Here is a 26137-nt window from a genome sequence, read left to right as displayed (position 1 = left end):
GGCTTTCAGGCGTTACGGGTTACGGGTTACGTACTTTGTCGAGCACCGCCAGGTTGCGGCTGGCATGCAGGACCAAACCGTAGCTGAGCTTGTTGTAGGTGCGGAACACCATCATCAAACCTGCACGTTCGTCTGGGATCTTCACCGAATCGCCAGTAACGCGGTCGCGAACCGTCTCGCCCGTCTTGTATACGGCCAGCACGTTGCCAACCACCAGGCCGTCACGCGAGCCTTTGTTGATGGTGACCACGTCAAACTGGCCAATTTGATTGACCCCACGGGGTACGTCGATGATCAAGCCTTTAACGTCGCCAGCCGGCTCGCTCGGCATAAATGTCGAGTTGATCGCCCGCTCTTCGTTAACAAACAGGCGGTCGCCATTACGCACTTCCTGAGTGCTGCGACGCAGCTCCATGGTGCCGATGTCGCCTTCTTCGGCAACAATCTCGCCACCACCGATGTCATCGGCATTGATCCCGAGAAACTCTTTGGTTTCTGGATCGAAGTAGCTCTTGCCCTGACGGAAAATCCCGTAATTAGGCGTCGTGGTGCTGAACTTTCCCCGTGCGTAGATACGGTCGCCCGCGCCACTGACTACGCGCTCGGCATCGCCGGCAACGATATAAGGGGCACGTTCAAAGTCCTTGGGATCATCAATAATGCGGTTGTACAGCAAGAAACTGTTGATGGCTTCCAACGGAATGGCTGGAATAGCTTCAGCCATCGGCGTGCTGCGCACTTTTGGCGACAGCTTGATGGTACCGCGTGAAGCGCCACGATTGAGCACCAGGCGTGGCTGACCATCGACATAAACCAGGCTCAGCGTGTCGCCAGGGTAGATCAGGTGCGGATTTTCAACCTGTGGGTTGGCGTGCCAAATCTCTGGCCACTTCCAGGGTTCACGCAGGAATCGTCCGGAGATATCCCATAAGGTATCGCCCTTGACTACTGTGTAACGGTCCGGATGACCATCCTTTAGTTGCACATCTGCCTGGGCCAAACCGCTAACTGCAAGTAGCAGCATAGCGAGTAGTGATTTCCTCATGCGGTGAATCCCTTTATTATGTGTCTTCTGTGAAGCGCCCTAGCGCTGCAACCTAGCCCCAATAGAAATGCGACAACAGGGTGTGTGAAAACGTCACGAGCGAAGTCAAGACAAGGCTTTGACAGGCGAAAAGGCGCAGTTTAGGTGTTCTAAATGAGCAATTTTCGTCTGTTTATAACGCTGTATTGTCGAGCGCAGTAGTTTTCACACAGCCTGGTAAGACCGCTTTCCCATGCTGCTCATCATCTTAGCAGCGGATTTTGACTTTATTCCACAAGTGCATCACACAACGCATATGGCGATATTAAACATCCTCGAATTTCCTGATCCACGTTTACGCACCATTGCTAAGCCAGTGGACGTAGTCGATGACGATTTGCGCCAGCTAATCGACGACATGTTTGAAACCATGTACGAAGCGCCGGGCATCGGTCTTGCTGCCACGCAAGTCAATGTTCATAAGCGTTTGGTGGTTATGGACCTGTCTGAAGATCGCTCTGAACCACGGGTTTTCATTAACCCTGAGTTCGAGTCGCTGACCGAAGAAATGGACCAATATCAAGAAGGCTGCCTCTCGGTCCCCGGTTTTTACGAAAATGTCGACCGCCCGCAAAAAGTTAAGGTCAAAGCGCTTGATCGCGACGGCAAACCTTATGAGCTGATTGCCGAAGGCTTGCTCGCGGTGTGCATTCAGCACGAGTGCGACCACCTTAATGGCAAGCTGTTTGTCGATTACCTGTCTACGCTTAAGCGTGACCGGATTAAAAAGAAGCTGGAAAAGCAGCACCGCCAGCAGGCTTGATCGATGACTTTCAAAGGCTTGCCGCGGCAAGCCTTTTTTATTTGCAGCAGGCGAGGGCGATTATCCCCACGCCTGAGTTTAGCGAGAACCCATGACTGACTCTTTACGCATTATTTTTGCTGGCACCCCGGAATTTGCCGCTGAGCACCTCAAAGCCCTGCTGGGCACTCAACATCAGGTGATCGCTGTGTATACCCAGCCTGATCGCCCTTCCGGCCGTGGGCAAAAGCTGATGCCGAGTGCAGCCAAGCAAGTCGCTTTACAACATGAGATACCGGTCTATCAGCCACAAACTCTGCGTGACAGCGATGCTCAAGCCGAATTGGCAACGCTTGATGCCGACTTGATGGTGGTGGTGGCTTACGGCTTGATCTTGCCGCAAGTGGTGCTCGATACCCCGCGCCTGGGCTGTATCAACAGCCACGCCTCCTTATTACCACGCTGGCGGGGCGCCGCACCGATCCAGCGGGCCATCGAAGCCGGCGATGCCGAATCCGGGGTGACCGTGATGCAAATGGAGGCTGGGCTTGATACCGGCCCAATGCTGCTTAAGGTGCACACCGCGATTAATCCCGATGATACCGGCGGCAGTTTGCATGATCGCTTGGCCAGCCTTGGCCCCAATGCCGTGATTGAAGCCGTTAACGGCTTGGCTGCAGGCACCCTGATCGGCGAAGTGCAAGATGACAGCCTGGCCACGTACGCACACAAGCTCAACAAAGAGCAGGCGCGTATCGACTGGACCCGCCCGGCTGATGAGTTGCAGCGCTTGATCCGCGCGTTTAATCCGACCCCAATCTGCCACAGCACGCTCAATGAGGCGCCCATCAAGATCCTCGGTGCCGAGTGCTGCGAGGGCAAGGGTGCGCCGGGGACGATTCTCGACGCGACTAAACAGGGCCTGACAGTCGCCTGTGGAACAGGCGCGTTACTGCTCACTCGCGTGCAATTGCCAGGCGGCAAGGCACTCAACTTCGCCGACCTGTATAACAGCCGACGCGAACAGTTTGGCCTCGGCGTGGTGCTGGTTTGATGAGGATCAGCCGATGAATCCGCGTCTTGCCGCCGCCAAAGCTTTAAGTGCGGTGCTCTCAGGTAAAGCCTCATTAGGCAGCAGCCTGCCACCGCAACTGGATAAGGTTGAGCCCCGCGATCGCGGTCTTACGCAAGAGCTGGCATTCGGCGCAGCCCGTTGGCAGCCGCGCTTGTCGGCACTGGCCGAAAAACTCCTGCAAAAGCCCTTCAAGGCGGCGGATAAAGACGTCGAAGCCCTGCTGCTGGTAGGGCTTTATCAGCTGCTCTACACGCGGATTCCGGCACATGCTGCGCTGGGTGAAACCGTAGGCTGCGCCGACAAGCTGAAAAAGCCTTGGGCCAAAGGCCTGCTCAACGCCGTGATGCGCCGCGCCCAGCGCGAGGCCGAACCGCTGCTGGCCGAGATGCAAAACGACCCCATGGTGCGCACCGCCCATCCGCGCTGGCTGCAAAAATCATTGAAAGCCTTCTGGCCCGAACATTGGGAAGCCATCTGCGCCGCCAATAACGCCCATCCGCCGTTGATCCTGCGGGTCAATCGTCGCCACGGCAGCCGTGATGCTTACCTGCAAGAACTGACAGCCGCCGGTATTGAAGCCGCTGCTTGTCGCTTCAGCCGTTATGGCATCCGCCTGATTCAAGCTCGCGACGTCACCACGCTGCCCGGTTTCGCTGAAGGCCGGCTGAGCGTGCAAGACGAAGCCGCCCAATTAGCCGCCGATTTGCTCGAACTTGCCCCGGGCCAACGGGTGCTTGATGCCTGCTGTGCGCCGGGTGGCAAAACTTGCCACATTCTCGAAGCAGAGCCAGAACTGGCCGGCGTAGTGGCAATTGATCTGGAGCCTAAACGACTGGTACGGGTACGCGAAAATCTGGCGCGGTTAAAGCTGGAGGCCGAATTGATCGCCGCCGATGGCAGGGCTGTGGATAAGTGGTGGGATGGCCAGCCATTCCAGCGCATTCTGCTCGACGCTCCCTGTTCAGCGACCGGCGTTATCCGCCGTCACCCTGACATTAAAATTGCCCGCCAGCCTGAAGATATTCCAGCGCTGGCCGAGCTGCAGGGCGAACTATTGGATGCACTGTGGCCAACCCTCGCAGTTGGCGGCATCATGCTATACGCGACGTGCTCGACCTTACCGACTGAAAACACCGAAGTGATAGACGCCTTTTTGGCGCGCACCCCGGGCGCACGCGAACTCGACATTGCCGGGCCGTTTGGCCTGCCACAACCCCATGGCCGTCAATTGCTTGCAGAAGAAGATGGTCATGACGGTTTTTACTATGCCAAGCTGATCAAGATCGCCGCGACACCCCGCGGCTGAGGAAGGAATCGGATGAAAATCATCATTCTTGGTGCCGGGCAAGTTGGCGGCACGCTGGCAGAACACTTGGCCAGCGAAGCTAACGACATCACAGTGGTCGACACCGATGGCGATCGCTTGCGCGATCTCGGTGATCGCTTGGATATCCGCACCGTACAAGGCCGTGGCTCATTCCCGACCGTCCTGCGCCAAGCCGGCGCCGAGGACGCCGACATGCTCGTGGCCGTAACCAACAGCGACGAGATCAACATGATCGCCTGTCAGGTCGCCTACACCCTGTTCCACACCCCGACCAAAATCGCCCGGGTGCGCGAAGCGGCGTACCTGACCCGCAGCGGCCTGTTCGACAACGAAGCGATTCCGGTTGATGTGCTCATCAGCCCTGAGCAGGTGGTGACCAACTACATCAAACGCCTGATCGAGTATCCGGGCGCGCTGCAGGTTATTGACTTCGCCGAGGGCAAAGCTCAGTTGGTGGCGGTTAAAGCCTATTACGGCGGCCCGCTGGTGGGCCAGCAACTGCGCCAGTTGCGCGAGCATATGCCCAACGTCGACACCCGAGTTGCTGCAATTTTCCGCCGTAATCGGCCGATCATGCCCAAAGGCGATACGGTGATCGAAGCCGACGATGAGGTGTTTTTCATCGCTGCCAAAGCGCACATCCGCGCGGTCATGAGCGAAATGCGCCGCCTTGAAGACAGCTACAAGAAGATCGTCATTGCCGGCGGTGGTCATATTGGCGAGCGCCTGGCCGAAGCCATCGAAAGCCGCTATCAGGTCAAGATCATCGAGATGAACCCGGCGCGTTGCCGCTACCTCTCGGAAACCCTGGACAGCACCATCGTCCTGCAGGGCAGCGCCTCGGACCGTGATTTGCTGGTCGAAGAAAATATCAATGATGCCGATATCTTCCTCGCCCTGACCAACGATGACGAAGCCAACATCATGTCGTCATTGCTGGCCAAGCGCATGGGCGCGCGCAAGGTGATGACCATCATCAACAACCCGGCTTATGTGGATTTGGTGCAGGGCGGTGACATCGATATCGCCATCAGCCCGCAGTTGGCAACCATCGGCACCTTGCTCACCCACGTACGCCGTGGTGACATCGAAAGCGTGCATTCACTGCGCCGTGGTGCGGCTGAAGCGATTGAAATGATTGCCCACGGTGATGCCAAATCGAGCAAAGTGGTGGGCCGCGAGATCGGCAAGATCAACCTGCCACCCGGCACCACTATTGGTGCCGTGATTCGCGACGAAGAAGTGCTGATCGCCCACGACAACACCATAATCCAGAGCGGCGACCATGTGATTCTGTTCCTGGTCGACAAAAAGTACATCCGCGATGCCGAAAGCCTGTTCCAAGTCGGACTGACCTTTTTCTAACCGTCCGGACCTGTGGATAACCCATTCTGACGGCTGGAGGTCGTATGCTTGAGTCATTGGAAAAAATGCTGGCCAAGGGTGTGGATAACGCCTTGCTGCGCTTCGGCCTGGGCAAGGGTTATCTGGATGCTGGTGACTCAACCATCGCCGCGGAGCATTTCCAGCGCTGTGTCGAGCTTGATCCCAAGTATTCCGCCGCATGGAAACTACTGGGCAAGGCACTGCTCGACACTGGACAACCTGATGCAGCGCGCAACGCTTGGGAACAGGGTGTGGCCGCTGCACAGGCCCATGGCGACAAGCAGGCCGAGAAGGAAATGAACGTGTTCCTGCGCAAGCTGGATAAGCTCAACAACCAGCCGTAAGCTCATGCCAAACAGCCCGTCTCAACAGTAAGACGCAGCTAACAAAAATCCCGGCGAGATTTCACTCAAGCCGGGCTTTTTACTGACCCACTGACTTAATGCGCTGGCGCTGCGCGCCCTTCGAGCAAGCGGGCAATTGCACCAAGCAATACACCGTAGAGCGGCACAAACAGCACCAGGCTTACGGTCAGCTTGATGGCGTAGTCGACGCTGGCGATCTCAACCCAGTGCTCAGCCATAAAGGGGTCGCTGCTTTGCCAAAAGGCGATTGAGAAAAACACAAAGGTGTCGAGCAGGTTACCCAGAATCGTCGAGGCCGTGGGCGCGACCCACCACTGACGTAAGCGGCGCATGCGGTCAAACACCTGGATATCCAGCAGTTGCCCCAGTACATAGGCGCAGAAGCTGGCCAAGGCAATGCGGCCGACGAAGACGTTGAACTCCTGCAATGCGGCAAAACCTGAAAAAGTGCCATCTTTAAACAGCACAGACACCCCGTATGAAGCCACCAGCGCCGGCAACATCACTCGGGCAATAACCTTGCGCGCCGGGGCTTTACCCAAAAGACGCACCGTCAGATCGGTGGCGAGAAAGATAAACGGGAAGCTGAATGCGCCCCACGTGGTGTGCCAACCGAACAGGGTAATCGGCAACTGCACCAAGTAGTTACTGGCGATGATAATCAGGATATGAAACGCGATCAGCGTAACCAAAGCCGGTCGGCGGATCGAAGTCAGAGTCGTGCGCATGTGAGCCTTTTTAAGTTTTATGGGGTGAGGGAACCCATTTCGGTAAAGCTGCAGCTAAGCAGCGCGCCGCATTTTAGCCAATACTTGACTCACAAGATAGGTTTTAAACGACTAACTGACAGTTGGTCACTCAGTGACGAAGCGCAGGCCCACGCCTTCGGCGTCTACCCGGGTGACGATCATCTGCAAAATGGGGGCTTCAATGGGCATGCCTTGCACCTGACCGGTTACCTGGTCGCCGAGCTTTAAACAGCTTAAATCTTCATGCTTCACATAGACACCGCCATCAGAGAGGTCTCGAGTCTGCGCGACGACATCTGCAAAACCTGGACGACTGATTTTGATCATGCACTTCATCGTGGTACGCGGATGCTGACGGTTGTTTGACATGACTCTGGCGACCCTCTGATTAAATATGTTCGCCCTTCTTAATAGACTAAAAGCGCGCTAAGGCCCAGCCCCAAAGTTAAAAGGCGCTCAACACCGCGCCTTGTCACCATCATTGAAGGTTAACTAGTACCACTTGGCCTCGCCCTCAGGGCGTTTCTTAAAGCGCTTCATGGTCCACATATATTGGCTTGGATAAGCCCGCACATAACGGCCAATTACGTCGCTCATCGCTGCCACACCGACCGCAATATCGGCGCTGTACATGGCTTCTGGCGCTGCTTCGAGAATCACCTTGTAGCCGCTGCCGTCCTCAAGACGTAAAGCGTGCAAAAACACACCCACCGCTTTGCCGCCGGTCAGCATGCTCGGTACAAATTTGCTGGTCAGGGCCACAGTGCCTAAAAACGGAACAAAGACACCGCTGGAAAGGCTTGGCTCAGGATCGGCTGGAATGCCGACTGATCCGCCTTTACGCACTTCTTTGATCACGCTGAGAATGCCTTCTTTGGTCGACGCGGCGACCCGATTGCCCATCTGCACCCGTTGCTTTTGCAGCAGGTCATCCACCGCCTTGAGCTTGGGCGGGCGGTAGAAGATGATCGGTTTGCACTGTGAGCAGTAGAAGTGATTGAGCACTTCCCAGTTGCCCAGGTGGCTAGTGATTCCGACCACGCCCTTGCCCGAGGCCAGAGCCTGTTCAAGCACCTCAAGGCCTTCGACCTCACGGATCAAACCGAGGGATTTCTGTGCCGGCCAGATCCAGGCACAGGCGCTTTCTGTCAGGGTTTGGCTGATGCCCTTCAGCGCGTCAGCCAGTAATTTCTGGTGGGCAGAGTCATCCAGTTCCGGGAAGCACTTTTTCAAATTAGTGCTGGCGACCTCACGCGAACCATTGGGCAGCTTGTACATCAGCCAGCCGATTGCCGCACCCGTCGCTTGCACAGCACGCCATGGCAGCAATGCAAACAGGCGTAGAAAGCCCACTACCAGTGCACCTTTGAACTTCTCCACAGGCCAGTCCCCAGAGGTCAAAACAGCTATTGTACCTGCCTAGGCTTATCCGCGGTTCAGCCTTTAACCAACTCGCGGTAACGGAAGCAGTTTGTCGTGTGGTCCATCACCATGCCGCTGGCCTGCATAAAGGCGTAGCAAATGGTTGGCCCGACAAAATTGAACCCGGCTTTTTTCAGCGCTTTGCTCATGGCTTCGGCCTGCGGCGTGATGGCCGGAACCTGACCACGTTCGCTGAAATGATTGATCAGTGGCTCGCCGTCAACGAAAGACCACAGGTACTTAACCGGGTCATCGAGCTTCAGCCATGCCAAAGCATTCTGACGTACGGCCTTGAGCTTAAGTCGGTTGCGCACAATACCGGGGTCTTGCATCAACGCTTCGATCTCGTCGTCGCTCAGCTCGGCCAAACGCTTCACGTCAAAGCCATGCAGCACCTGGCGGTAACGCTCGCGTTTTTTCAGCACGGTAATCCACGATAAACCGGCCTGAAAACCCTCAAGCATCAGCAACTCGAAGAGTTTATCGGGGTCTGTTAGGGGCACACCCCATTCTTCATCGTGGTAAGCCATGTACAACGGATCTTCAGAACACCAGAAACAACGAGTCATAAGGCAATCCCTAGCAGGTCTAGGCTACGCGGTTTGCGGTATACTCCCGCCCTTTCTGTCGCAGCCAAAACAGGTGAATTTTTCGTGAGCCAGACTACGCCTGCCGTGCGCACCTTCCAAGATTTGATTCTCGCCCTGCAGAAATACTGGGCTGAGCAGGGCTGCGTTGTGTTGCAGCCATACGATATGGAAGTCGGTGCTGGCACTTTCCACACCGCTACATTCTTGCGCGCCATCGGTCCCGAGACCTGGAACGCCGCCTACGTACAGCCCAGCCGCCGTCCGGCAGATGGCCGTTACGGGGAAAACCCGAACCGCTTGCAGCATTATTACCAGTTTCAGGTGGTATTGAAGCCCAACCCGGAAAACTTCCAGGAGCTGTACCTGGGTTCGCTGCAAGCCATTGGTATTGACCCGCTGGTGCACGATATTCGCTTCGTTGAAGACAACTGGGAATCGCCTACACTGGGCGCCTGGGGTCTGGGCTGGGAAATCTGGCTGAACGGTATGGAAGTCACCCAGTTCACATACTTCCAGCAAGTCGGCGGCCTTGAAAGTTATCCGGTGACGGGCGAGATCACTTACGGTCTTGAGCGTCTGGCGATGTACATTCAGGGCGTTGATTCTGTGTATGACCTGGTCTGGGCCGATGGCCCGTTCGGCAAGGTTACCTATGGCGATGTGTTCCATCAGAACGAAGTTGAACAATCGACCTATAACTTCGAGCACGCCAACGTTGAGAAGCTGTTTGAGCTGTTCGACTTCTATGAATCGGAAGCCAACCGTCTGATCGAACTTGAGTTGCCGCTGCCGACCTACGAAATGGTGCTCAAGGCTTCGCACACCTTCAACTTGCTTGATGCGCGCCGGGCAATCTCGGTGACTGCGCGTCAGCAGTACATTTTGCGGGTACGCGCACTGGCTCGCGCCGTTGCCCAAAGCTACCTGCAAGCTCGGGCCAAACTCGGTTTCCCGCTCGCCACCCCTGAATTGCGTGATGAAGTACTGGCTAAGCTGGAGGCTGCAGAATGAGTGCACAAGACTTTCTGGTAGAACTGGGCACCGAAGAGCTGCCGCCAAAAGCACTGAAAACCTTGGGCGAGTCGTTTCTCGCCGGGGTTGAAAAGGGCCTCAAGGCAGCTGGCCTGAACTACGCCAAAGCCCGTTACTACGCCGCCCCGCGCCGTTTGGCGGTACTGGTTGAGCAGCTCGACACCGAGCAACCTGATCGCGTTATGAACCTCGACGGCCCGCCGGTTAAAGCAGCGTTCGACGCCGAAGGTAATCCAACCCAGGCTGCGCTGGGCTTCGCTAACAAGTGCTGCGTTGACCTGTCCGAGATCGACGCCAGCGGTCCAAAGCTGCGTTTCAGTCAGACCATTGCCGGCAAACAAGCCGCGCACCTGCTGCCTGAGATTGTCGAAACCTCGCTCAACGAATTGCCGGTGCCTAAGCGCATGCGCTGGGGCGCACGGCGTACCGAGTTTGTACGTCCTAGCCAATGGCTGGTAATGCTGTTCGGCGACAGCGTGCTCGATTGCGAGATCCTGGCACAAACCGCCGGGCGCACTTCCCGTGGTCACCGCTTCCATCACAACAGCGAAGTTACCATCAGTGCACCGGCAAACTATGCCGAAGACCTGCGCAAAGCCTATGTAATCGCTGACTTTGCAGAGCGTCGCGAGCAGATCAGCAAGCGGGTTGAACAACTCGCTGCAGAGCAAAACGGCACAGCGATCGTACCGCCGGCGCTGCTTGACGAGGTCAGTGGCTTGGTTGAGTGGCCGGTACCGCTGGTGTGCTCCTTTGAAGAACGTTTCCTCGAAGTGCCGCAAGAAGCACTGATCACCACCATGCAGGACAACCAGAAATACTTCTGCCTGCTGAATGCGGAAGGCAAGTTGCTGCCGCGCTTTATCACCGTGGCCAACGTTGAAAGCAAAGACCCGGCGCAAATCATTTCGGGTAACGAGAAGGTGGTGCGTCCACGTCTGACCGATGCTGAATTCTTCTTCAAGCAAGACAAAAAGCAAAAGCTCGAAACCTTTAACCAGCGTCTGGCTAACGTGGTATTCCAGGCCCAGCTGGGTTCGGTCTACGACAAAGCCCAACGGGTATCGGCGCTGGCGGCATTCATTGCGGAAAAAATCGGTGGCGACGCCAAGCGCGCGGGCCGTGCGGGCTTGTTATCGAAGTGCGATCTGGCCAGTGAAATGGTCGGCGAGTTCCCGGAAATGCAGGGTATCGCCGGCTACTACTACGCCCAGCATGATGGCGAAGAGCAAGACGTAGCCCTGGCCCTGAACGAGCAATATATGCCGCGCGGCGCTGGCGCTGAACTGCCAAGCACGCTGACGGGCGCTGCGGTTGCGCTGGCTGACAAGCTCGACACCTTGGTCGGCATCTTCGGCATCGGCATGCTGCCAACCGGGAGCAAAGACCCTTACGCCTTGCGTCGAGCCGCATTGGGTGTGCTGCGTATCCTGATCGAGAAGCAGCTTGAGCTGGATGTGACCGAAGCTGTCGAGTTTGCGATCAAGCAGTTCGGCGGCAAAATCAAACCGGCCGGTCTCACGACCCAGGTGCAGGAATTCATCTTCGACCGCCTGCGTGCACGCTATGAAGATCAAGGAGTTGATGTCGCGGTTTACCAAGCCGTTCGCGCGGTAAACCCGGTCTCGCCACTCGACTTCGATCAACGTGTACAAGCGGTACAAGCGTTCCGTAAGTTGCCTGAGGCTGAAGCACTGGCTGCAGCCAACAAGCGGGTATCGAACTTGCTCAGCAAAGCCGATGGCAACATTGCCAAAAGCATTGCTGCACATTACTTCGACACCCCCAGCGAGTTCGCCCTTAACGCGGCGATTCAGCAGGCGGAGCAGGCCGTGCAGCCCTTGGCCGAAGCGCGCATGTACAACGAAGCCCTAGCCAAACTGGCGACGCTGCGCACCCCGGTAGACAGCTTCTTCGAGACCGTATTGGTCAACGCTGAAGACGCCAATGTACGGGCCAACCGCTATGCCTTGCTGGCTAAGCTGCGTGGTTTGTTCCTCGGTGTTGCGGACATCTCGGCCCTGAGCTGACGCATGTTAACCACGCGGTAGCGGTTGCCTTGGCAGCCATGCCGCGTGGTGACGCTGTAAACACCTGAGAGACGCGCCATGAAGCTACTGATTCTAGACCGCGACGGGGTGATCAATCATGACTCCGACGCCTACATCAAATCCGTTGATGAGTGGATTCCCATCCCCAGCTCAATCACCGCGATTGCCGACCTCTCCAAAGCGGGCTGGACCATCGCGGTGGCCACCAACCAATCTGGCATTGGTCGCGGTTACTACGGTGTGGCTGAACTTGAAGCCATGCACCAGCGCATGCGCCAACTAGTTGCCGGGGAGGGCGGCGAAATCGGCCTGATCCTGTATTGTCCCCACGGCCCCGATGAAGGCTGCGCCTGCCGCAAGCCAAAACCCGGAATGCTCCACAGCATTGCCGCGCATTATGCGGTAGAACTAAAGGGCGTATGGTTTGTAGGGGACAGCAGTGGTGACCTGCAAGCGGCCACAACCGTCGATTGTCAGCCAGTGTTAGTAAAAACCGGCAAAGGCGAGCGCACACTGGCCAAAGGATTGCCAGCCAATACCTTGATATTCGAAGATCTGGCAGCAGTTGCTGAACAACTACTTAATCAATAAAGCGCGGCTTGCCCGCGACGGTAAATGCACTTATGTCGACACTGCGGGCCATCAACATTTTCTTCTTCTACATCTTGCTGGCGACCAGTTCGTTGCTCTGGTGCACCCTGAGTTTTTTCATCGTGCCTTTCCTGCCGTTTCGCGCCCGCTATCGTTTCGTTAACCAGAACTGGTGCCGTTTCGCGGTTTGGCTAACGGGTGCAATGGTCGGCATTAAATACCAGGTTAAAGGTCTCGAGAATATCCCGGATACGCCGTGTGTAATTCTGTCCAAGCACCAAAGCACTTGGGAAACCTTCTTCCTTTCAGCCTTGTTCGAGCCGCTCAGCCAAGTGCTAAAACGTGAGCTGCTGTATGTGCCGTTCTTTGGTTGGGCAATGGCCATGCTCAAGCCTATCGCCATCGACCGCAGCAACCCTAAAGCGGCCCTCAAGCAGCTTGCAAAACAGGGTCATGAGCGCCTGAAGCTCGGCTGCTGGGTGCTGGTGTTCCCTGAAGGCACGCGCATTCCAACTGGGCAAATTGGCAAGTTCTCACGCGGCGGCACCTCCCTTGCCGTTAACGCCAACTTGCCGGTGCTACCTATTGCCCATGACGCCGGTAAATACTGGCCAAAAGAAGGCTGGGGCAAAAAACCAGGCACCATTCAGGTGGTCATTGGCGCCCCCATGTACGCCGAAGGCACGGGCCCCCGCGCCATAGCCGAGCTCAACGACCGGGCTTTCGCCTGGGTTAGTCAGGCGCAGCGTGATATCGGCTGTTTGAAAGATGACCAACCTGTTGCAAACCCTGTAGAGCAGGCTTGAACCCACATTCAGCCTACTGTCGCCAGTACAGGCTGACGGTGGAGTTAGCACCGCTCTTGCAAGTTTGAGCGGTCGCTCCAGATGGCCGTAACGCCTCGTTATGCCAGGGGCAACAAAGCCCTATCTTTAGACTAGTTTTTACAGGTGCGGTTAGCACCGATAATCGCGAAAAACTCGTTCAAACCGTCCAATTATTGGTGTCTCGCCTCGCCGTAACGGTGCGCTAAAGATACAGGGTCTGATGGCGAAGTGCCCCGTTTCAGAGGCCTTGGTGCCAAACAAAGGGTAGCTGATTCAGTAGCCGAAGAACCCTAGGCTCGGCGTAACGCCGGGCATCAACTTCAACGAGGCGCTGGGCAGGGTCAGTAATTGGATTTTAAATTTATCTAAAGATTTTGTTTTAGCTGACGAAGGACTTCTTATATCTATAAGGAGTAGCTGAGATGAACGGTAGCCAAGCAGTAATGGGTCTGTCTCTGTTCGTTGTTCTCGTTGGCCTGTGCTCGGTGAGCGAGTCGCCCATGGCGGGGGTCATTCAAATTCGTGGCGCGATTCTAGAACCACCCTGCAGCGCTGTCGTTTCTGCAAACCTCACCCTAAAGCTGCAAGGCTGTCCCACGGTGATCGGAGAAGGCGTTCTCAATGTCAGCCCCGTTGAGCCAATCAGTCACGTGGTAGCGGTAAATCACAACAGCGTCAAAGCCAGATTAATCACAAACCGGCAACCCAGTGCCGCTGCGGATAATCAAGAGTACCTACTGGTAAACGCATCCGGCCAGACGATCCGAAGCGGTTCTTACATGGTAACAATCAACTATCCCTGAACCACGATCAGCGCTGCACTTGGCCCTAGGTCTGGACACCGCCGCAGGGCCAACCTGTATCTGCTCACCAGACAGCTGAGGGTAATCATCACCCTTTCAACGAAAACGCAGATGGGCAAACCACGTATGGGATAACTGCTTTAAAAGGGTAGTTGCCATCCCCAGCAATCTGACGCTGCTTATCAAGCCGACTGGTTTAAACGGCTGTTTTCCATCAATTTTCGTATCGTTGTTTAAGCAGCCACTGGCGAAAAAACACACCGTTTAACCGCCATGACTCAACTTAAGTTTGCAGTGTAGATTCAACTCAATAGTTACCGTAAACCAAAGATAAAACCATTAGTTTGGATGGCGGCTAAACAGTAGCAATAATTTCAGATAGCCATCTAGTTAATATTAGATAGCAATAAATTATTGCTTAACTAGTGGCCATACGCACATATATCTACATGACTTTATAATGATGTTGCCTGCATATCATTATTACGGCTATCACACACTAACCTTACCCCAACCTCATGCAACCTGATTAAATACAATAATTCGGTGTCCTTATACACAGCCTGCCTATGAGAGCTGCGCACAAGCCTGTCAACCGGAGCTCCAGCTGGGTTACAGGATATGCAGGCCAACCAACAGATCATAAAGTCCTTATTAAACACCACTTGATCACCACTAAACTAACTTGCCAATCTTAACTTGATACTGATGTGCAGCAGGTCTTGGCACACATTTATAAATCGGCATTTATACAAACGCCTCTCTGAGACTATCCAATCAGTGTGCCGCAAAACAGCACATTGCTAGTATTTAATTATCGGAGTTTTAATTTAAATGGATTTGAAATCACCTTCCATGTCAACTTCCACGGGCTCAACTGCGGTTGCCTTGATTGGATCTGCCTGCCGCTTCCCAGGCGGCTCGAATACCCCTGAGTTGTTTTTTAACAACCTATTAGCCGGTCAAAACTACGTCAGCCTAGTGCCTGAAGATCGCTGGTCAGTTAATAAATTCCTCAATGAAAATGATGCCGCCGGCAAAGCCTACGTTTGTTCAGGGCACTTTTTACGGGACTATGATTTTCGTGCCTTCGATGCTGATTTTTTCAATTTCTCCCCCCGTGAAGCTGAATCCCTCGACCCACAGCAGCGCCTGTTGCTGGAGCTGAGTTGGGAAGCAATGGAGAACGCCGGCCTGGCTATTGAAAACCTGGCAGGCTCGCAGACCGGCGTATTTGTTGGCGGCTTTACCGTTGACCACCTGCTTAATCAGTTCAGCCCAAGTGCACGACAAACTATCGGCCCCAATAGCGCGGCCGGCGCAACGCTTACCATGCTCTCAAACCGTATCTCTTACGCTTTTGATTTGCGCGGTCCAAGCCTGTCCATTGATACCGCCTGCTCATCTTCCATGGTTGCATTGGCTCAGGCGGTGAGCTCGATTCAAAGCCAGCAGTGCGATGTCGCGCTGGTTGGCGGCGTGAACTTTATCCTGCGTCCTGAATATTCAATAGCAATGTCCAAGGGCCGCTTTCTGGCAAAAGATGGGCGCTCTAAAAGCTTCGACTCCCGCGCCGATGGTTATGGGCGAGGCGAGGGCGGTGGTGTTGTCGTGCTTAAAAATTATGCTGATGCACTTCGCGACGGCGACAACATTCTGGCCATAATCGAAGGTTCTGGGGTTAATCAGGATGGGCGCACCAGCGGTATTACGGTGCCGAACCCAGCAGCCCAACAGGCGCTGATGCAACGCGTACTTAATGCCAGCGGCCTAGAAGCCAGCGATATCGATTACATTGAAGCTCATGGCACTGGAACACCCATCGGAGACCCGCTGGAAACACGGGCAATTGCTCAGATTTACGGACGTGACGGCGGTTGCGTCGTGGGCTCGGTCAAAGCCAACATCGGCCACCTTGAGGCTGCGGCGGGTATCGCAAGTCTGATCAAATCGGTCGAAATGCTGCGCAATAATATCGTGCCTCCGGTCGCCGATCTGCAACGCATAAATCCGCAGATCCCCAAAGAAGTGCTGCTACCTCGCAAACCTGCGCCACTGAGTCTACGCAGCAAGCCACAGCGTATCGCTATTAATTCGTTTGGCTATGGCGGTACCAATGCTCACGTCATTGTCAGTGCCCACCCGGCACCCGCACCCAAAATAGATGCCGCACCGACCAGCGCATCGTTCAAGCTGCTGCCGCTCTCTGCACGTGATCCCGACGCATTGCGAATGCGCGCCAAGCAACTGGCCGAGCGGTTGGATCAACCCGACGCCCCTGCGCTCGATGACGTGCTTTACACCACCTGCTTACGCCGCTCACATCTGAGCCACCGCGTTGCGGTTTGGGGCGAGACTCAGGCGCAGATAACAGCAGCACTGCATGACTTTGCGGCCAACAAAGAATGCCAAGCTGCCGAAGGTGTCCGTCCTTTCAATGCCAGTCCACGCATCGCCTTTGTCTACACAGGTATGGGACCGCAATGGTGGGGCATGGGCAGAGAACTCCTGCTCAGCAGTGCGCTGTTCAGGGGGACACTTGAAGCTGCCGACAAGCTGTTCACGCAAATCTCCGGATTTTCGATTTTGCAGGAAATGCGCCGTGATGAAGCCGACTCAAACATCAAGCGGACCGAGTTTGCCCAACCTGCCAACTTGATGATTCAAATCGGCCTGACCGCATTGCTTAACGCGGAAGGCATCAATGCCGATGCAGTGGTGGGTCATTCAGTTGGCGAGGTCGCCTCAGGTTGGGCATCTGGCGCCTTGAGTCTGGAGCAGGCACTGACCGTTAGCTACCAGCGCAGCCGGATTCAAGCCAAGACAGCCAACTGCGGCGGCATGCTCGCCCTGGGGATGTCGGAAACCGATGCCAGCGAACTACTGGAACCCTATGCCGACTTGGTTTCCTTTGCGGCCATAAACTCGCCGCAAAGCCTGACCATTGCCGGTGACCGGGCGACGCTCGAAATGATCTGCCGTCACTGTGAAAGCAACAGCATATTTGCACGCATGCTGGAGGTCGAAGTTCCCTACCACAGCCCTATGATGGAGCCCCTCAAGCCTGAATTGCGCAGCGCTTTAACCTGTCTCACTCCACAACCTACGACAATGCCGCTGTATTCAACCGTTACCGCGAATTTGATCAATCAAAAGCCGAGTCGCCACTTGGGATTTGACGCCGAATATTGGTGCGATAACGTGCGTAATCCGGTGTATTTTGCCGATGCAATAAACACAATGATCGATGACGGTTATACCCTGTTTATCGAAGTTGGGCCCCATCCGGTTCTGCGCCGTTCCCTTGAAGAAATATGCAGTGCGCGCAATGTCGCGCCGCGCATTGTGTCCACCTTGTGGATAAATAAACCTGAACAGATAGCTATTCGCCGCGCGGTCGGTGAGGTCTTTGCTCATGGCGCAGACATCAACTGGCCTGCGCGTATTGCCCATGGTTCTTTGGTGGGCTTGCCTGCCTATCCTTGGCAGCGGCAAGTTCTTTGGAACGAGTCCAAGTACCAACTTAACGATCGCCTTGAGCAACAGCAAGCGCCACTGACTGCGCTGGAAGGTGGAGCCGACCTGAACCTGCGCCGACTCAACTATCTGCTCGATCACGTGATTGACGGCTCCGTGATTATGCCCGCCGCAGGATTTCTTGAAGCCTTGTGTGAAAAGGCACGCCAGCTTTGGCCACAGAGCCCGGGGCTGAGTATCCGCGACGTGCATATTCATCAGGCGTTGCTGATCGACCGAAACCGCGCGGTGCAACTCGAGGTAACAGTCGACGCCACAAGCCACCGCGCACAACTGCACTCAAAAGAAACAGGCAACCCGGAGGGACAACTGCTCCATGCAGAAGCGAGCCTGCACCCCTACACCGGCGCACCGGCGACGGCAACAAAAGTGCCGCAAGGGTTGCAGATGAAGCAACTCGATGCTCAACAGCTATATACACAACTAGCCCTCATGAAGCTGCAGTACGGTCACGCCTTTCAATCCATCCAAAGCGTGCAGCTCAACCTTGATGCAGGCATCGCCGTCGGCAAACTAAAACGCCCGCAGTCAGCCGGTGAAAAAGCCAGTGCCTATGTGCTCCATCCCGCACTTCTTGACGGCTGCTTTCAAATCGCACTGACCCTGATGAACCCTGATGATGGCGCTTATTTACCGGTGGCGGTACAGGCCCTTGAGGTATTTAGCCCTTTACCTGAACGCATTATTTGTCAGGCTCAATTAGTTGAAAAAGATGTCACCCAAGTGGTCTGTGACTTCGAGTTATGCGATACAGAAGGCGCGTTATTGGCACGAATCGAAGGCCTGCACTGCCGCGCACTCAGCGGCGGCGAAAGTGGTGACGGTTACCCCCAAGGTGACTATCAGCGCAGCTGGATCGAACAGCCCGAATTGGCCGCCAAATCCGACACAAATAGCACGCTTTTGATCATCGGTGGCGCAGAGGATTCCCTGCCCGGAACATTGGCAACTTTTGCCAAACAAAGCGCCAGCCACCTGTATCAATGCACGTGGCAACAGGTGCCTGAGTTTGCCCATTTAGGCGATGTCACCCGGGCAATAGTGGTAGCCGAATACAACCCGACGACTGATGTAAGGGTAAGTGCCGGAAATATCTGCCAACTACTGGCCACGCTGCAAACCCTGGCACACCAACGCCGTCCGCTGCCGGTACGGGTCATTACGCGTAACGCACATCGCGTGCTGCCAGATGACAGCGTGCAACCGGATCAGACTTCTGTGGCTGGATTTCTGCGCGTCGCACGTAATGAGCTAAGCAATCTCGATGTTGCCGCAATTGATATCAACAACGAACCGGACACAGGCATGGCGGAGCGAGTCGTGGCTGAAGCGCTAGCGCTACAACAGATCGACGAGATTGCATTACGCGGCGATAGACGTTTCGCCGCGTCGCTGATAATCAGCGGTCAATTACGTTCGGCGCAGGTTGTCAGCACGTGCGCCAGTGACCTACAAGTTATCGAACTGTCACTCAAACAAAGCCGTTATCACGCAACGGTACAGTCCTCCATGCAGCTGGAAGATCATGAGTATGAGCTGTGTGTCGAAAGCCTTGGTCTGATACCGGGCACAACCGGGCATGTCGGGGTAGTCGGCAGCATCACACGCGCGGGCTCTAACACCAAGCGTTTCAAGCCTGGCGATCGAGTCGTTGGTTTGGTGGCCAGTCAGCCCGCGAACCGCATGCGTGTGAATGATCTGCAGGATGTCCTTGAGGCCGTTGCGCCAGATACACCCATAAGCCCTCTGGTTGCGCCTGTTACGGCAAGGGCAATCGCGTTGCTTAAATCCGCGGCGTTGAAACCGGGCCAATCAGCACTGGTTATTGAAGGCGAATTGGGTGATGCACTCAGTCAGCACTTAATCAGCGCGGGGGTTCTGGTGTCACGGGTGGCAAAGGATTTCGCCAACTGGCCGCGCCAAGAGGAGGGCGGCGGTTATGACCTGATTGCCGTTCCGTTAGTCAGCTGGAGTCATCAGGTTGGTTTTTATTGCCTGGCCAGCGGTGGGCAATTAATCGATCTAGGTCATGACGAGTCACCCTTTGCCGTACCGGCGCATTGCAACCATGTACGGCGCATGCCCAATGATCTGGGGACGCTGCATGCCAATACCGGTTATCGCGCCGCACTGTGCGCAGCCATTGCAGAGCAGCCCAACACAGGCCGTACAGCTGACTTAGGTTTTAGCGAGCTATTGCAGGCAACCGATGAGCAACGTCTGCCCGTTGATTGGTCAATTCTGACTGTTGCCACTGACACGCGAGCGTTTGAAGCAGCTGTTTCTGATCAGCCCGTATTGCGGCGTAACGGTACTTACTTGGTGACCGGTGGATTTGGCGGCTTTGGCAGCCAGGTCGCGCAATGGCTGGCACGCAATGGAGCAGGGCATATTGCATTGGTGGGTCGCAACGGTGGCGACTCTCCAGGCGCAAAACAGTTGTTGCAGACTTTGCAGGACTTCGGGGCACAGGTCAGCGCCCACGCCCTTGATGTCGCCGATGAAGCGAAGGTTAAGGCGTTGATCGGTACAATCAATCGTCAACAGCAGCCACTCTGTGGCATCTACCACGCCGCAGGTGTATTGGCTGATGAAGCGCTGGAGCACATGCACCCGCAACTTATCCACAACGTGATGCAACCCAAGGCTGGCGGTGCATGGGCGTTACATTGTGCAACACAGGAGGCCGGCATTGAGCTTGAGCAGTTCGTCTTGTTTTCATCCATCGCCAATCTCATAGGCAATAGTCGTCAAGCCAACTATTGCGCGGCCAATGGTTTTCTCGATGGGCTGGCCAATCTGCGCCAATCACAGGGTCAGGCAGCCTTGAGCATTCATCTTGGTGGCGTTGCTGATACTGGCATGCTCAAGCTTGACGAGCGCATCAGCCAACACCTGATACGCATCGGAATCACCCTGATCAACCCAGCGTTAGCCTTACAAGGGATTGCTCGGGCACTGGCGAAAGGGCTGACGCAGATTGCAATCAGCCAACTGCTGCACTTCGACAAGTGGGCAGCTTATGAAGCCATGGCGAACAACTCACCAGCCTACCTCGACTTGATCAAGGCCAGCGGCGCGGAGAATGCCGGTAATAGCTCTCTGGTTGAGCAACTGCACAGGGCATTAGCTGAGATGGAGGCCGCGCAGGCTAGAGAAATCCTGAAAACGCTGATTGCCGAAGTTGTGGCATCGACACTCAAAACTGATGCTGCGCGCCTCAAGCCCGACCTGACCTTCGATTTCTTCGGCGTTGATTCATTGAGCTCAAGCGACATCAAACTGCGGCTCGAACAACAACTCGGCGTCAGTTATTCAGTGATCGAACTGCTGGGTGCTGCGACTATCGCCAACCTTGCCGAGCGTGCATTGATGCAAATCACCGCCAACCATTAAGGTGCATAACAAGCTGATATTTAAGGGATTAGATTATGAACAAGCCTGCAAAGCCGAGCATCGACTCCTTGCTCGCGAAAGTTCGGTCAGGGATCACGGGTAACACCCCTGCACCTCACATCGACCAAGAATGGCGTGCACCGGATGCCACGATGTACCCAGAATATGCCCTGGTACGAGGTATCAAGTCGCTCTACAGCGATAGCAGCGCCATGCGCAATCCGTACTTTCTGCCGCGCAGTGGGGAAGTGGCAGGCCGTGTGCAGATTGGCGTCCATGATTACCTTACGTACTCCAACTACAACTACCTGGGCCTCGCCCATGATCCGCGGGTAAAGGCGGCCGCACAGGCAGCCATTGAGCAATATGGCTGCCATGCCGGAGCAGCGCGTATGGTCGGCGGTGAAATCGAATTGCATGCGCAGCTCGAACAAGAGCTTGCTCAGTTCACCGGATTTGAAGCGGTGTGCGTTGGGGTGGGTGGCTACAGTACCAATGTTTCAGTGATTGGGTATTTGCTTGATAAGCCGGACCTGATCATCCATGACGAATACATGCACAACAGTGCGATTATGGGATCAGTGATGTCGGGGGCGCGACGCATCGCATTTGCTCATAACGACATGGGAGCACTCGACTGTTTGCTGACTGAAAACCGCCCACATTATCGCCGTGCCCTGATTCTTGTAGAAGGTGCATACAGCATGGACGGCGATCTTCTCGATCTACCAGCTCTTGTAACACTGAAGAAAAAGCATGGCGCTTGGCTAATGATTGATGAAGCACATTCCGTTGGCACTGTCGGTAAGACGGGTCGCGGTGTTTGCGAGCATTTTGGGATCCAGCCCGCCGAGGTCGATCTGATCATCGGCACACTGTCCAAAAGCTTCGCCAGTTGCGGTGGATTTGTTGCGGGTAAAAAGCAACTGATTGAACTGCTACAGCACTTCTGTCCCGGACTATTGCTCTACAGCACCGGCATCAGCCCAGCAAATACGGCTGCGGCTTTGGCCGCTGTGCGCCTGACCAGGTCCGAGCCTGAGCGCGTACAGCGCCTTCAGCATAATGCTCTGCGCTTTAAACAAATGGCCGAGGAGCGGGGGCTAGACTGCCGATCTTCGCTGGCTGGGGTGCCTATTGTGCCACTGATGATCAAAGACGAGCGTGCCTTGCAGCTCATGTCAAAGTTGCTCGATAACTCAATCATCGCCCATGCCGTGATGCACCCGGTCGTACCGCGTGAAGCGGCACGGCTGCGCTGTTTTATCAGCCACGACCACGATGAACTCATGTTCGCCCGTACCCTTGACCTGCTTGCCGAACATGCCGCTAAACCCTTCTAGTTATCGCTCACTTATCCACCGATAGGGGGCCATTAATGAGCATCAAACGAACGCTTGACGCTTTAACCTAGACGCAGTGACAGCAAGTCTCCAGCGCTCGGTAATCCGGACTTTAAATATTTAGTCGATACGATGACGAACAGACGCCAGCACATGCACCGGGAATGGCGCAGTTATTATGAGCTGAGCATTGGGGTTTTCCGGCAGCATCGGATCGAGGACGGCTGGAGCCTAAAACAAAAAAACCCCGGCACTAGGCCGGGGTTTGATACTTCAAATGACACATCATTAGACGTCGAGGTTAGACACCGCCAAGGCGTTGGTTTCGATAAAGTCGCGGCGCGGTTCTACTTCGTCGCCCATAAGGGTGTTAAAGATCTGATCCGCAGCGATGGCGTCTTCGATACGCACTTTGAGCATGCGGCGCACGTCTGGGTCCATTGTGGTTTCCCACAGTTGGTCCGGGTTCATCTCGCCGAGACCTTTATAGCGCTGGATGCTGTGACGCTTGGTGCTTTCTGTCATCAACCAGTTCAGGCCTTCTTTGAAGGTTGATACCGGCTTCTTACGCTCACCACGTTGTACGTACGCACCTTCTTCCAACAAGCTGTTGAGCTGATCGCCCAAGCTGGTAACGGTCTTGTAATCGTTACTGCCGAAGAAGTCGCGATTGAAGATGATGTAGCTCGAATTACCGTGAGAGATCAATTCGACTTCAGGCACCCACAGGTGACGTTCGGTGTCTTCGTGTAAACGGGTTTTGTAAACCAGGCCGGATTTTTCGGTGGTCTTCAAACGGGTTTCAAACTGCGCCAACCAGCTTTCCATCATGGCCTTGTTGGCCAGTTGCTCAAGGCTAACGCCTGGTAGGTAAACAAAGTGCTCGGTCAGCTCCTGAGGGTACAGGCGTGACAAACGCTTCAGGGTCTTCATTACCAGACGGTAATCGTTTACCAAGCGTTCCAGCGACTCTCCTGAAAGGCCTGGAGCATTCTCATTGACGTGCAGGCTGGCATCTTCAAGCGCCGATTGGGTCATGTATTCTTCCATGGCCTCGTCGTCTTTGATGTACTGCTCTTGCTTGCCTTTCTTGACCTTGTACAGCGGCGGCTGAGCGATGTAGATGTAGCCGCGCTCTACCAGCTCCGGCAACTGACGGAAGAAGAAAGTCAGGAGTAGGGTACGAATGTGCGAACCGTCGACGTCAGCATCGGTCATGATGATGATGTTGTGATAGCGCAGCTTGTCGATATTGTATTCATCACGGCCGATACCACAGCCGAGCGCAGTAATCAGCGTACCCACTTCCTGAGAAGAAATCATCTTGTCGAAACGTGCTTTTTCGACGTTGAGGATCTTACCTTTAAGCGGCAGGATCGCTTGGGTCTTGCGGTTACGGCCCTGCTTAGCAGAACCGCCCGCGGAGTCCCCTTCCACAATGTAGAGTTCAGACAGCGCTGGGTCTTTCTCTTGGCAGTCAGCCAGTTTTCCCGGCAAGCCTGCGATGTCCAAAGCCCCTTTGCGGCGGGTCATTTCACGGGCTTTACGCGCGGCTTCACGGGCACGCGCAGCGTCGATCATTTTCCCTACAACGGCTTTGGCTTCATTGGGGTTTTCCAGCAGGAAGTCCGAGAAGTACTTACCCATCTCTTGTTCAACCGCAGTTTTAACCTCAGAAGAAACCAGCTTGTCCTTGGTCTGTGAACTGAACTTAGGATCCGGCACTTTCACCGAAATAATGGCGGTCAGTCCTTCACGGGCATCATCACCCGTGGTTGAAATTTTGTGCTTCTTAGCCAGGCCTTCCTGCTCAATGTAGGCATTGAGATTGCGGGTCAGGGCAGAGCGGAAGCCCGCTAGGTGAGTACCACCATCGCGCTGTGGAATGTTATTGGTGAAGCACAACAGGTTTTCGTTGAAGCTGTCGTTCCACTGCAAGGCGACTTCCACACCAACACCGTCATCACGTTGCACGGTGAAGTGGAACACCTGGTTCACGGCTGTTTTGTTGTGGTTCAGGTATTCGACGAAAGCGCGCAAACCACCTTCATACTTGAACAACTCTTCCTTCGCGGTACGCTCGTCTTTGAGCACAATGCCCACGCCCGAGTTGAGGAAGGACAGTTCACGCAGACGTTTGGCCAAGATATCCCAGCTGAAATGGATATTGGCGAAGGTCGCTTCAGACGGCTTAAAGTGGATCTGAGTGCCGCTGGTGTCGGTATCACCTACAGGTGCGATGGGCGCCTGCGGCACGCCATGAATGTAGGTTTGTTCCCAGACTTTACCCGCACGGCGAATGGTCATGACCAATTCTTTAGACAGCGCGTTTACAACCGAAACACCTACACCGTGCAAACCACCGGAAACCTTGTAGCTGTTGTCATCGAATTTACCGCCGGCGTGCAACACAGTCATGATGACTTCTGCAGCTGAAACACCTTCTTCCTTATGAACGTCGACCGGAATACCACGGCCGTTATCACGCACGGTGATGGATTCATCAGGGTGAATAATGATGGTAATTTCGCTGCAATGGCCCGCCAGTGCTTCGTCGATCGAGTTGTCGACCACCTCAAACACCATGTGGTGCAGACCGCTGCCATCGTCGGTATCACCGATGTACATACCAGGTCTTTTGCGTACGGCATCGAGGCCCTTCAAGACCTTGATGTTATTGGAGTCGTACGTTTGGTTTTCGCTCATGCCTTCACTCCTGGTGGTCGTGGGTCTGGGTGATACTGCCATGTTCCACGTGGAACATGGCAACTGGCGTATCCGAGCGCCAGCCTTCCCGCAACAATTCATGGTCTACACAGGTGATAAACACCTGGCAGTTCAAATCATCTAATAACTTGCAAAGCGCACGTCGGTGGTGCTCATCCAGTTCTGACGGCAAGTCATCCACCAGATAAATACACTGACCACGCTTGGCTTGATCAACCAAATGGCCCTGCGCAATACGCAAGGCGCATACAACTAATTTCTGCTGACCCCGTGACAGAATGTCAGCCGCATTATGCCCACTTAATCGCAAGCGCAAATCCGCTCGCTGTGGACCTGCCTGGGTATGACCTATTTGTTGATCGCGGGGCAGGGTAGAGGTCAGTACATCTAAAAGCTGACGATCTTTATCCCAACCTCGGTAATAACTGAGGCTCAACCCCTCAAGCTCAACCAACTCACTAAGCGTTCTCTCGAATACCGGCTTGAGTGCCTTTATATAGGCCCGTCTGTAGCCATCAATCTCATCACTCGCCAAGCACAGTTCACGGTCCCAGGCCGCCTGTGACGCGGCATCAAGTGTACCATGTCGCAGCCATGAGTTCCGCTGCCTTAACGCCTTCTGTAGGCGCTGCCAGGCAGGGAGAAAACGAGGTTCCACGTGGAACACTCCCCAATCAAGAAACTGCCGCCGAATTTTCGGTGCACCTTCAAGCAGGCGAAAGCTATCCGGATTAATAAGTTGCATGGGCAAGGCTTCTGCCAGTTGGGCAGCACTGCGCGCATTCTCGCCATCAATACGAATTTTAAAATCGCCTTGGCGCTGACGCGAAACGCCCAAGTTTGTTTGGCGGCCATCCGCAAGCTGTACTTGCCCAAAGACCGTACAGGCGGGCTGGTCATATTGAATGACAGGAAGCAAGCGGGTGCTACGAAACGAGCGCGCAAGACCTAGGAGGTGGATGGCTTCCAGCAGGCTGGTTTTACCGCTGCCATTAGCGCCATGAAGAATATTGATGCGGGGGGAGGGAGAGAGTGTCACCGGGTGCAGGTTGCGCACCGCGGTGACATTGACGCGGCTTAGGGACATTAA

At 55.0% G+C, this 26137-nt stretch carries 19 protein-coding genes; 12 read left to right on the top strand and 7 right to left on the bottom strand.

Annotated elements, in window-relative coordinates:
* Positions 1 to 19: 19 nt before the first annotated feature.
* A complete protein-coding gene (locus AACY09_RS15150; protein WP_339489168.1) occupies positions 20 to 1045 on the bottom strand; it encodes a LysM peptidoglycan-binding domain-containing protein in 1026 nt (341 codons plus the stop codon).
* A 295-nt stretch (positions 1046 to 1340) separates the two neighbouring features.
* Here AACY09_RS15150 and def point away from each other — a divergent pair, with 295 nt between their 5' ends.
* The 5 genes from def (at position 1341) to AACY09_RS15125 (ending at position 5958) form a co-directional block, all read left to right on the top strand.
* On the top strand, positions 1341 to 1847 hold the full coding sequence (gene def, locus AACY09_RS15145) for a peptide deformylase (protein WP_339489381.1): 507 nt from the start codon (positions 1341 to 1343) through the stop codon (positions 1845 to 1847).
* Between the two features lie 91 nt (positions 1848 to 1938).
* Positions 1939 to 2880, top strand: coding sequence for a methionyl-tRNA formyltransferase (gene fmt, locus AACY09_RS15140; protein WP_339489166.1), 942 nt, complete (start codon positions 1939 to 1941; stop codon positions 2878 to 2880).
* 13 nt (positions 2881 to 2893) lie between these two features.
* Positions 2894 to 4207: a 16S rRNA (cytosine(967)-C(5))-methyltransferase RsmB gene (gene rsmB, locus AACY09_RS15135; protein ID WP_339489163.1), complete on the top strand. Its 1314-nt coding sequence runs from the start codon at positions 2894 to 2896 to the stop codon at positions 4205 to 4207.
* A gap of 12 nt (positions 4208 to 4219) precedes the next feature.
* Complete coding sequence (gene trkA, locus AACY09_RS15130) at positions 4220 to 5593, top strand: Trk system potassium transporter TrkA (protein WP_339489162.1); 1374 nt, start codon at positions 4220 to 4222, stop codon at positions 5591 to 5593.
* A 44-nt stretch (positions 5594 to 5637) separates the two neighbouring features.
* Positions 5638 to 5958 carry a tetratricopeptide repeat protein gene (locus AACY09_RS15125; RefSeq protein WP_339489160.1) on the top strand — a complete coding sequence of 107 codons (321 nt, stop codon included), beginning with the start codon at positions 5638 to 5640 and terminating at the stop codon, positions 5956 to 5958.
* Between the two features lie 95 nt (positions 5959 to 6053).
* Here AACY09_RS15125 and AACY09_RS15120 read toward each other — a convergent pair whose 3' ends face one another.
* The 4 genes from AACY09_RS15120 to AACY09_RS15105 all read right to left on the bottom strand — a co-directional run bounded on the left by AACY09_RS15120 (position 6054) and on the right by AACY09_RS15105 (position 8719).
* On the bottom strand, positions 6054 to 6707 hold the full coding sequence (locus AACY09_RS15120; RefSeq protein WP_339489159.1) for a 7-cyano-7-deazaguanine/7-aminomethyl-7-deazaguanine transporter: 654 nt from the start codon (positions 6705 to 6707) through the stop codon (positions 6054 to 6056).
* A 126-nt stretch (positions 6708 to 6833) separates the two neighbouring features.
* Positions 6834 to 7097 (bottom strand): PilZ domain-containing protein, encoded by a 264-nt coding sequence (locus AACY09_RS15115; protein ID WP_339489158.1) that lies wholly within the window; start codon positions 7095 to 7097, stop codon positions 6834 to 6836.
* A 123-nt stretch (positions 7098 to 7220) separates the two neighbouring features.
* Positions 7221 to 8108: a lysophospholipid acyltransferase gene (locus AACY09_RS15110; protein WP_339489157.1), complete on the bottom strand. Its 888-nt coding sequence runs from the start codon at positions 8106 to 8108 to the stop codon at positions 7221 to 7223.
* Positions 8109 to 8164: 56 nt separating this feature from the next.
* Positions 8165 to 8719, bottom strand: coding sequence for a DNA-3-methyladenine glycosylase I (locus AACY09_RS15105; RefSeq protein WP_339489156.1), 555 nt, complete (start codon positions 8717 to 8719; stop codon positions 8165 to 8167).
* 84 nt (positions 8720 to 8803) lie between these two features.
* Between AACY09_RS15105 and glyQ the strand changes: the two genes are divergently transcribed.
* From glyQ to AACY09_RS15070, 7 genes are all read left to right on the top strand, one after another.
* Positions 8804 to 9751 carry a glycine--tRNA ligase subunit alpha gene (gene glyQ, locus AACY09_RS15100; protein ID WP_339489155.1) on the top strand — a complete coding sequence of 316 codons (948 nt, stop codon included), beginning with the start codon at positions 8804 to 8806 and terminating at the stop codon, positions 9749 to 9751.
* Positions 9748 to 11802: a glycine--tRNA ligase subunit beta gene (glyS, locus tag AACY09_RS15095; protein ID WP_339489154.1), complete on the top strand. Its 2055-nt coding sequence runs from the start codon at positions 9748 to 9750 to the stop codon at positions 11800 to 11802. The genes glyQ and glyS overlap by 4 nt, the downstream gene beginning before the upstream one ends.
* A 78-nt stretch (positions 11803 to 11880) precedes the next feature.
* A complete protein-coding gene (gmhB, locus tag AACY09_RS15090; protein ID WP_339489152.1) occupies positions 11881 to 12414 on the top strand; it encodes a D-glycero-beta-D-manno-heptose 1,7-bisphosphate 7-phosphatase in 534 nt (177 codons plus the stop codon).
* Positions 12415 to 12446: 32 nt separating this feature from the next.
* Positions 12447 to 13220 carry a lysophospholipid acyltransferase family protein gene (locus AACY09_RS15085; protein ID WP_339489150.1) on the top strand — a complete coding sequence of 258 codons (774 nt, stop codon included), beginning with the start codon at positions 12447 to 12449 and terminating at the stop codon, positions 13218 to 13220.
* Between the two features lie 443 nt (positions 13221 to 13663).
* Positions 13664 to 14044: a hypothetical protein gene (locus AACY09_RS15080; RefSeq protein ID WP_339489148.1), complete on the top strand. Its 381-nt coding sequence runs from the start codon at positions 13664 to 13666 to the stop codon at positions 14042 to 14044.
* Positions 14045 to 14899: 855 nt separating this feature from the next.
* Positions 14900 to 20977, top strand: a complete 6078-nt coding sequence (locus AACY09_RS15075) for a type I polyketide synthase (RefSeq protein ID WP_339489147.1) — start codon at positions 14900 to 14902, stop codon at positions 20975 to 20977.
* A 35-nt stretch (positions 20978 to 21012) separates the two neighbouring features.
* Positions 21013 to 22320, top strand: coding sequence for an aminotransferase class I/II-fold pyridoxal phosphate-dependent enzyme (locus AACY09_RS15070; protein WP_339489146.1), 1308 nt, complete (start codon positions 21013 to 21015; stop codon positions 22318 to 22320).
* Positions 22321 to 22608: 288 nt separating this feature from the next.
* Here AACY09_RS15070 and gyrB read toward each other — a convergent pair whose 3' ends face one another.
* Together gyrB and recF are read right to left on the bottom strand one after the other, a co-directional pair.
* Entirely contained in the window at positions 22609 to 25026 is a 2418-nt protein-coding gene (gene gyrB, locus AACY09_RS15065; protein WP_339489145.1) for a DNA topoisomerase (ATP-hydrolyzing) subunit B, read from the bottom strand.
* A gap of 4 nt (positions 25027 to 25030) precedes the next feature.
* Positions 25031 to 26134 (bottom strand): DNA replication/repair protein RecF, encoded by a 1104-nt coding sequence (recF, locus tag AACY09_RS15060; protein ID WP_339489144.1) that lies wholly within the window; start codon positions 26132 to 26134, stop codon positions 25031 to 25033.
* Positions 26135 to 26137: the final 3 nt, after the last annotated feature.

This window comes from Pseudomonas sp. EL_65y_Pfl2_R95 (assembly GCF_963971045.1).
Classification (GTDB): Bacteria; Pseudomonadota; Gammaproteobacteria; order Pseudomonadales; family Pseudomonadaceae; genus Aquipseudomonas.
Note: the sequence above shows the minus strand (reverse complement) of the source record. Positions and strands in the feature narration are given on the sequence as shown.

Coding starts and splice junctions, on each gene's coding strand:
- AACY09_RS15150 (WP_339489168.1), bottom strand. CDS start 1,045: ATGAGGAAATCACTACTCGCTATGCTGCTACTTGCAGTTAGCGGTTTG.
- def (WP_339489381.1), top strand. CDS start 1,341: ATGGCGATATTAAACATCCTCGAATTTCCTGATCCACGTTTACGCACC.
- fmt (WP_339489166.1), top strand. CDS start 1,939: ATGACTGACTCTTTACGCATTATTTTTGCTGGCACCCCGGAATTTGCC.
- rsmB (WP_339489163.1), top strand. CDS start 2,894: ATGAATCCGCGTCTTGCCGCCGCCAAAGCTTTAAGTGCGGTGCTCTCA.
- trkA (WP_339489162.1), top strand. CDS start 4,220: ATGAAAATCATCATTCTTGGTGCCGGGCAAGTTGGCGGCACGCTGGCA.
- AACY09_RS15125 (WP_339489160.1), top strand. CDS start 5,638: ATGCTTGAGTCATTGGAAAAAATGCTGGCCAAGGGTGTGGATAACGCC.
- AACY09_RS15120 (WP_339489159.1), bottom strand. CDS start 6,707: ATGCGCACGACTCTGACTTCGATCCGCCGACCGGCTTTGGTTACGCTG.
- AACY09_RS15115 (WP_339489158.1), bottom strand. CDS start 7,097: ATGTCAAACAACCGTCAGCATCCGCGTACCACGATGAAGTGCATGATC.
- AACY09_RS15105 (WP_339489156.1), bottom strand. CDS start 8,719: ATGACTCGTTGTTTCTGGTGTTCTGAAGATCCGTTGTACATGGCTTAC.
- glyS (WP_339489154.1), top strand. CDS start 9,748: ATGAGTGCACAAGACTTTCTGGTAGAACTGGGCACCGAAGAGCTGCCG.
- gmhB (WP_339489152.1), top strand. CDS start 11,881: ATGAAGCTACTGATTCTAGACCGCGACGGGGTGATCAATCATGACTCC.
- AACY09_RS15085 (WP_339489150.1), top strand. CDS start 12,447: ATGTCGACACTGCGGGCCATCAACATTTTCTTCTTCTACATCTTGCTG.
- AACY09_RS15080 (WP_339489148.1), top strand. CDS start 13,664: ATGAACGGTAGCCAAGCAGTAATGGGTCTGTCTCTGTTCGTTGTTCTC.
- AACY09_RS15075 (WP_339489147.1), top strand. CDS start 14,900: ATGTCAACTTCCACGGGCTCAACTGCGGTTGCCTTGATTGGATCTGCC.
- AACY09_RS15070 (WP_339489146.1), top strand. CDS start 21,013: ATGAACAAGCCTGCAAAGCCGAGCATCGACTCCTTGCTCGCGAAAGTT.
- gyrB (WP_339489145.1), bottom strand. CDS start 25,026: ATGAGCGAAAACCAAACGTACGACTCCAATAACATCAAGGTCTTGAAG.
- recF (WP_339489144.1), bottom strand. CDS start 26,134: ATGTCCCTAAGCCGCGTCAATGTCACCGCGGTGCGCAACCTGCACCCG.